Annotated in this window: 6 protein-coding genes; 1 reads left to right on the top strand and 5 read right to left on the bottom strand. The window is 65.6% G+C overall.

What is annotated here, in order from left to right:
- Positions 1-23: 23 nt before the first annotated feature.
- Positions 24-761: a hypothetical protein gene (locus tag FJ222_01615; protein ID MBM4163131.1), complete on the top strand. Its 738-nt coding sequence runs from the start codon at positions 24-26 to the stop codon at positions 759-761.
- Here FJ222_01615 and FJ222_01610 read toward each other — a convergent pair.
- The 5 genes from FJ222_01610 to FJ222_01590 are packed head-to-tail and all read right to left on the bottom strand — an operon-like array spanning position 746 to position 6688.
- Complete coding sequence (locus FJ222_01610; GenBank protein MBM4163130.1) at positions 746-1729, bottom strand: hypothetical protein; 984 nt, start codon at positions 1727-1729, stop codon at positions 746-748. The two genes, FJ222_01615 and FJ222_01610, sit on opposite strands and share 16 nt — an antisense overlap.
- Entirely contained in the window at positions 1704-3521 is a 1818-nt protein-coding gene (locus FJ222_01605) for a DUF116 domain-containing protein (GenBank protein ID MBM4163129.1), read from the bottom strand. Before FJ222_01605 ends, FJ222_01610 begins: the two co-directional genes overlap by 26 nt.
- A complete protein-coding gene (locus tag FJ222_01600; protein ID MBM4163128.1) occupies positions 3367-4563 on the bottom strand; it encodes a radical SAM protein in 1197 nt (398 codons plus the stop codon). Before FJ222_01600 ends, FJ222_01605 begins: the two co-directional genes overlap by 155 nt.
- Before the next feature lie 7 nt (positions 4564-4570).
- The gene (locus FJ222_01595) at positions 4571-5305 is read right to left on the bottom strand and encodes a hypothetical protein (protein MBM4163127.1); all 735 of its coding nucleotides are present in this window, start codon (positions 5303-5305) and stop codon (positions 4571-4573) included.
- A 15-nt stretch (positions 5306-5320) separates the two neighbouring features.
- Positions 5321-6688: a hypothetical protein gene (locus FJ222_01590; protein MBM4163126.1), complete on the bottom strand. Its 1368-nt coding sequence runs from the start codon at positions 6686-6688 to the stop codon at positions 5321-5323.
- Positions 6689-6693 lie beyond the last annotated feature (5 nt).

The following is a 6693-nucleotide window of genomic DNA, read 5'->3' as shown; positions in this document are numbered from 1 at the left end:
AGGCGCGGTTCGGGAGCGTGCCCGTGGAGGACGGAGGCGCGTGGGCCGAACAGTGCGGGATGTACATCCATTTGAATCCGATTCGGGTGGCCGCGCTCGGTCTCTCGAAAGCGGATCGGGCGGCGTCGCGGGAGGGGCTCCCTGACGACACACCGGAGTCGGTGTTGCGCCGTCGGTTGGCGGTGTTGCGCACCTACCGCTGGAGTTCCTACCGAGCCTACGCGGGCTACGCGTCGGCGCAGGAGTGGTTGACCTGTGGCACGCTCCTAGCGAGCGCGGGGGGCGTGAGGGCGGAGTATCGCAGGCAGGCGGAGGGGGCGGTGGCTCAAAGCGTGCGAGAGGGCGCGGGCGCGCGTTTGAGTAGCGCCCTCGTGATCGGCGGGACTGAATTCGTGCGGCGGGTGCGCGCGGGGATCCTCGGTCGGTCGTCTCCGGGGACCAACGCGCGCGCGTGGCGGCGACTGCTGCCCTTCGGCGAGATCGCCCGTGCTGTGGCGGGCGTCCGCAGCCCGGCGGGCGCGGACGCTTCCGTCTGGCGCTGGGGTAACGGACGGGGGCGGGACATCGCCCTCTGGCTGGGGCGGCGGCACTGTGCGCTCACATTGGCCGAGTTAGGGGAGCACACGGGGATGTCCGCGCATGCGGTGAGCAAGGCCATCTCCCGAATGGGTCACCGACTGGGGAAGGAACGATCGCTTCAGTACGCCCTTTCCATCACAACTGCCACTGGCACCCGCACGTTCCGTTACAACGATGTTTGACAGCTCACTGCTGCCGGGGGAAGGGCCTTCGGTTGAGACGGATGGATCGCCGCCAGCGCGCCGAGAGCGAGCAGCGCGTAGAAGGTGTATTCGACGTCAGAGACCGGATCGGCTGCCTGGCTGCGGAATCCGCTATCGCCGTTCCAGAGTCCTTCGATGAAAGCGGCGGTCGGGCGAAAGGGCGGTTTATCCGTGAGCGGTTCGCACAGGCTTTCGGCGTAGAGCGCGGTTGCGGTTGAGAGCAGGTCGGGCAGCGGCGCCGCTTGCGATGCCCGGTAGCCGCCGTCGGGATGACGCTGCCTCGCCAGATAGTCCACCGCCCGACGCGCCGGTTGGCATTTTCCATGCCGGATCAACAGCACCGCAGCGGCAGCGGTGGCGGTCGTGGAGCCGCGCGGTGTTCCGGAATGATTGGTGTAGCCGCCGTCGGGTGTGCAAAGCGTGTCGAGTGCGGTGATCGTTCGCTCGGGATCGCGCCAGGCGATTCCGGCATCCCGATGGGCCTGTTCGACCAGATAGGCGGCGTAGACTGTCCCCTGTGGGGCGTGTTCGCGTTCATGCGAGTATCCACCATCGGCGCTGCGATAGCGCTCCAGACGGGCGACGGATTGCTCGAACTTCAGCGCGTCTCCCGGTTGCACATCCCCCAGAAGATTCAGACAGCGAAGACACCGGATGCGCGAAACACAGTCTGTGAACGATTCTTCCTTCGTGACGCCGGCCTCCGCGTCGAGACACCGTCGTACGTCACGGGGTTGCGGCAGGCCGACCCCCAGCGCGATCAGCCCCCCGAGGCCGAAGACCGAGTAATAGAGATCCGGCCGGCCGGCCCGGTCGCGAAAGAGACCGGCCGCGCCGCGCGCCGACAGAAAAAAGGCAGCCACACGAGCCGCGCCTTCCGAACTGATCAGAATGCGGGCCTGGGCGGCGGCGGCGATGATGTCAGGCACGGGGGCTTTCGCGGACATCGGCGCCTCGCTCAGTTCGGGGGAGAATGCGTTTGACCAGCCGCGTCAGCAGGCTCTTTAGCCGGACGACTCGGATCGGGGCCAGCGCCTGCAAGGCGCGGTCACGGTAATCTTCCCGCAACGCCTCGGCGGCGGCGGCCACCTGGTACTGTTCAAACAGAGCCTGCGTCAATGACCGCGTGCGTGCGGACCGGGGTGCCTCCAGCAAGGCATCCTGAATGGCCCGGCGCTCGGCGGCGGTGCATCGCTCGAACAGCAGCGCCAGCATCATGGAAGGTTGCTGCCCCGATGCGAGGTCTCCGGCCGAATCCTCTTCGACATCCTGCTGGTCGTCGCCGATCTGATAAGCAACGCCGAGCGCGCGGCTGAAGTCGGCCAGCGCTGCGCACGTTTCAGCATCGGCACCGCCGGCAATAGCGCCGATCAGAAGGGCCACTTCAAAGGCGGGGGCCGTCTTGCGGCTGAACATCTGAAGCAGATCAGCGGATGCCGGCACATCTGACCGGCCCCGCCAGTGAAGCTCGTCGCCTTGTCCGACACACAGGTCGCAGTGCGCCATCGCGGCGGCCGTCAGCATCCGCACGCGGGCGGTTTCGTCCGCCGGACAGGTTGCGAGCAGCCGGTAGCCGATCCCGATCAACAGATCGCCCGCATTCAGCGCAATGGGCACGCCGTGCTCGTGATGCAGCGTCGGGGCGCCGTTCCGGAAATCATCGTTGTCCTCGATGTCGTCGTGGATCAGCGAGGCCTTGTGAAAACATTCCACAGCGACGGCGATGGTCTGAACCAGCTTCGGCGAGGCCTCGACCGAGGGATACTGGAGGGCGTCATACACAGAAGCGGCCAGGAGCGGTCGCCAGCGTTTGCCCGATCCGGCCAGCCACGTCCGAGCACTATGGAGCGCGTGGCTGGATTCGGGCCCCAGCAGCGAGTGGAGCGCCTCGGGATTGAACCAGGCCTGCACGGCCGCCTGCATGGCGTCCACGGAGCGGCCCGGTGGGTCGGTGGCGGGGCCGGTCAGACGAATGTATTCGAGCAGCAGATCCACGTCCACGTCAGTGGTGTCGCATCCGTCGCGCAGCAGCGGCACGGCCATGGCGGGAAGCGCTTCGTCGGCGATTCTCGAAAAGGTCTGCTCCAGGGCCTGCAGACAACTCACGCCGATGACCGCGTCCACATGCCCCTCCCGGAGCATGCCGGCAACGGCCTCCGCCCCCTCAGCGATCAGCACGGCATAACCCAGCGCCGTCGCCTCGCTCTGCAGGGCCCCCAGCGCGCAGCGCCCGCAGGCGTCGCAGAGCAATCCGAATTCGTCCCGGCCCGCCGGACACGCATCGCGCGACCGCAGACATTGGGGCAGCAGCAGCAATCGCCTGCTGAACGGGATTCTGGCAACCGTTCCCCGCCAAGCTTCATTGTGGATCAGGATCGCCAGCAGTTTGATGTCGGTCTCGTCGCAGACCCCGATTCGCTTCGCCAGGGATCGAGCCAGCGCCACCAGATGCCGCAGCGAAAACGGAGGCACGTCCTTCAGTCCGGCGACTTCGCAAGCGGCGTGCTGGCGCAATTCCCGCCAATGCCGGATTTGCCGTTTCCGCGCGTGCGCCCCTTCGGACGGCGCGTCCCGTGTGATCGCGTCATCCATAGGTTCCAAATCCCCAGAACCATCGTTTCTTAGCGAACCGGTACAGCCAATGCTTCTCAGGAATTTCTTGGCCGGGCAGATCATGACACGGCCGACAAGCCATGGCGGCCAGTTCCCGCCGTCCCGAACCTCGGCCGCTCGTGTCACGGGCGTTCGCCGCGCTCACCACGTCGCTTAATGCGGCCGGATTGGCCAGCAGGATACACCCGCGCCCCTCGGCGGCGGCCCGCTTCCGAAACTGCTCCAGAAAAGCTGAGTTCTGAAACAGCGCGTTGAGGCTGTTTCCGTCGCTGAGGGTCTCACAACTGAACTGCACGGGTGGACACGGCTCGATGTCGCCACCGGGGCCGATGTGGTGACTGATGCCTTCGGCGGCGGGACAGATTGCGCGCCCATCGGCATCCCAATAGGCGTCCACCAGCAGGATGGGGTGGCGGCTGCGGGCCTCGACCAGGAAGCGTCGTAGCGTGAGAATGTCGGCCTCGTCGAGCGCCAGCTCAGGCGCGGGATCGGGGCCGACCGGACGGTAGATGTAGTACCACAGATAATGCGCGCCGCGCGCGATCATGTCCTCGACAAACGCGTCTGACGCCAGATCGGCCAGGTTGTTCTTGCAGATGCTGGTCGCCACGCCAAAGATCAGCCGGTTCCGACGGCACGCCTCGATGGCATCCATGCCGCGCTGCCAGACATCGCGCGCGCCGCGCCGCACGTCGCTCGTCGGCCGGTCGCCCTCGATGCTGATGAGGGGCGTCACGTTGCCCAGGCGGCGAAAGGCGGCGGCCCGGGCGTTATCCAGCAGCATGCCGTTGGTGAGGACTTGAAAATAGCAGTCGCTGTGGCTGGCGAGAATCTCCATCAGGTGCGGATAGAGCAGGGGTTCCCCGCCCAGCAGCCCGAAGAAATGCGACCGGTTGTCGCGTTTCCATTCCCCGATCGCGGCGTGCAGGGCTTCGGGAGCGAGTTCGCGCGGCGGTTGGCCGGGCGTGACCCAACACCCCCTGCAGGCCAGATTGCAGCGGTCGGTCACGGAGAAGAAGAGCACGGCGGGCGATCGCTCGCCGCGCGCGGCCCGCCGTTGGAACGCGGCCATGGAGCGGCAGCCTTTCCAGGCGAAGAGATACGAAAACTTTGCGAGAATGCGCGCATCCGGTTCGACGAGCATCCGTCTGGCGAGCGAAAACATCATGGTGATCTCAGTAGTGTTCGTTCTTGAGCAGGCTCGGCCGTTGCTGGCGCGCCCGCAGCTTGTCGAGGACGTTGGCGCCAAACAATTGCTCGCGGGTCAGCCGTACTTTTCCGGCCGCCGACGCCGCATCGTCGGGGGCGCCGCTCACAGGCGACTCCTCGTCGATCTTGGGAAATAAGATCGCTGCCTGCGGACACAGGCGGGCGCAGGCCGGACAGTTGTTTTTGCAGTGATCCGGATGGCGGACCGCGACGCGGCCGTCCGCATCGGTCTCGTAGACGCCAAAGAGGCAGAACTCGAGGCACTGCCGGCAGTTCACGCATCGCGCGTAATCGATGACTGGAAACCACGGCCGCCAGAAATCCCCAACGCTGGCCGCCGTGTCGGGTTCGCGCTGGATCGCCGCCGGAGTGTCGCTCCCGCAGGTAATCGCGGCCAGCAGCGTTGCGGCGGACTCCGCGCGCATATCCAGGAACTGGACACGGGCGGGGTCGAGTGGCGCGCCCGCCCACGCGAAGAGTCCATGGACGGCCCGCGGATGACAGGCGATGACCGTCGCGCGAGCGGCGTCGGCGATCTCCCGCAACACCGGATCCCGCCGGGCAGCACAGCCGCACAAATCCGGCGCGATCACCACCGGGCGGCCGCAGCGTTCCAGTCCTGCGGCCACCGCGCGTTTCTTCTCTTCCGGTATGACATCTGCGTGCGAACAGGCGCACATTAAAATGGGATCCGTTTGCATGGGGCGCTCCCGGCTTCACCGTTGAATGCACACCATCGCGTCATGCGTGCGGATGTAGACCCGGTCATTGTCAAAAACCGGGGTCGATCGGAAGGGCCCCATGGAGGAGGTCGCGACCTCCTTCATCGCGACGCCAGGCTCCAGAATGACGGCACTTCCGCTCTCTGCGGCGAGCACGATGTACGTACCAGCGAGGGTGACGCTCGGATACACCGTTTGCTTCAGGCTCTTGATGGCTTGGCTCTTCAGCACCTTTCCGTCTTTCGCATCGATGATGCTATACACGCGATTCTGGTTGATGCAGTAAATTGCGCCGTCGTGATAGAGCGGCGAGGCGTAGTACCGATCTTTGGGGGGGGAAGTCTGCCACAACAGCTCGGGCTTTTCAGAGCCATCCGCTTTCGCGGGCAGCCGGAAGGCCTTGCCGCCATTCTCGATGAAATAGACCACGCCTTCGTGAACCAGCGGCGCGCAGTATTCCAGCCCGTGCAGTCCCGAGGCCAGAACGAGGCCATCCTTTGCTCGGATGAGCTCGCCGTTGGCGGTGATCACGACCCCCTGACCGTCAATTACAGCACCCACGCAGGCGCCCCAGCGGGGCTTCGATTTGACCGTCCAGACGGTCTTGCCAGTGGCGGGATCGAGTCCGTGGACATCGCGGACCTGAATGACGAGGCGGCCATCGGCCAGAACCGGCGACGCGCTGTGGCCCCATCCTTCGGTTGGTTTCTCGACAACGCGCGACCATAGACGCGTTCCCTCGAGATCGTAGGCGACCGCGACCCCGCTGCCGAAAAAGGCGAAGATGCGGGACCCGTCCGTCGCCGGGGTGCATGAACTAAAGCCGTTGGCTGCGTGGGTACTGGGCATGGCGTAGTCCTGAACCGCCTTTCGTTCCTCGCGCAGCACACTCTGCTCGGTTTTGTTTGCGGTGATCGCAGCCTGGACCTCCGCATCGCCGGGCTTTTCTTTCGCCGTCTTCTCGAGTGGGCGCAGCTTGCTCTGGAGCTCTTTCATCCGTGTGTCGATTGCGACAACCTGCACCATCTTCGTCCGGATCGCGTCACGATCCGCCTCCGGGGCGATGTCTGCGTAGCTGTTCGAATGCTGCCACAGGATCTCTCCGGTGAGCTTATTCAGGCAGAGCAGGCTGTCGGGCTCGGCGCACAGGAAGATCCGGTCGCCCACCAGAATGGGGCTGGCGTTCGACCACTTGGGCGTGGGCGTCTTCCACACCAGGCACTCGGCCTTGTCCCAGTGCAGCGGCGCGGTCACGCCGGGGAAGCGTCCAGTGCCGTCACCCCGCCACCCGACAGTCCCGGCCGACAAAAAACCCGCGCCGAGTCCCAAGGACGCAGCCGCTATCCGGATCGTTCTTTTCATGTGTT

The organism is Lentisphaerota bacterium (genome assembly GCA_016873675.1).
GTDB lineage: Bacteria > Verrucomicrobiota > Kiritimatiellia > RFP12 > JAAYNR01 > VGWG01.
This window is presented reverse-complemented; position numbering and strand designations above follow the sequence as displayed.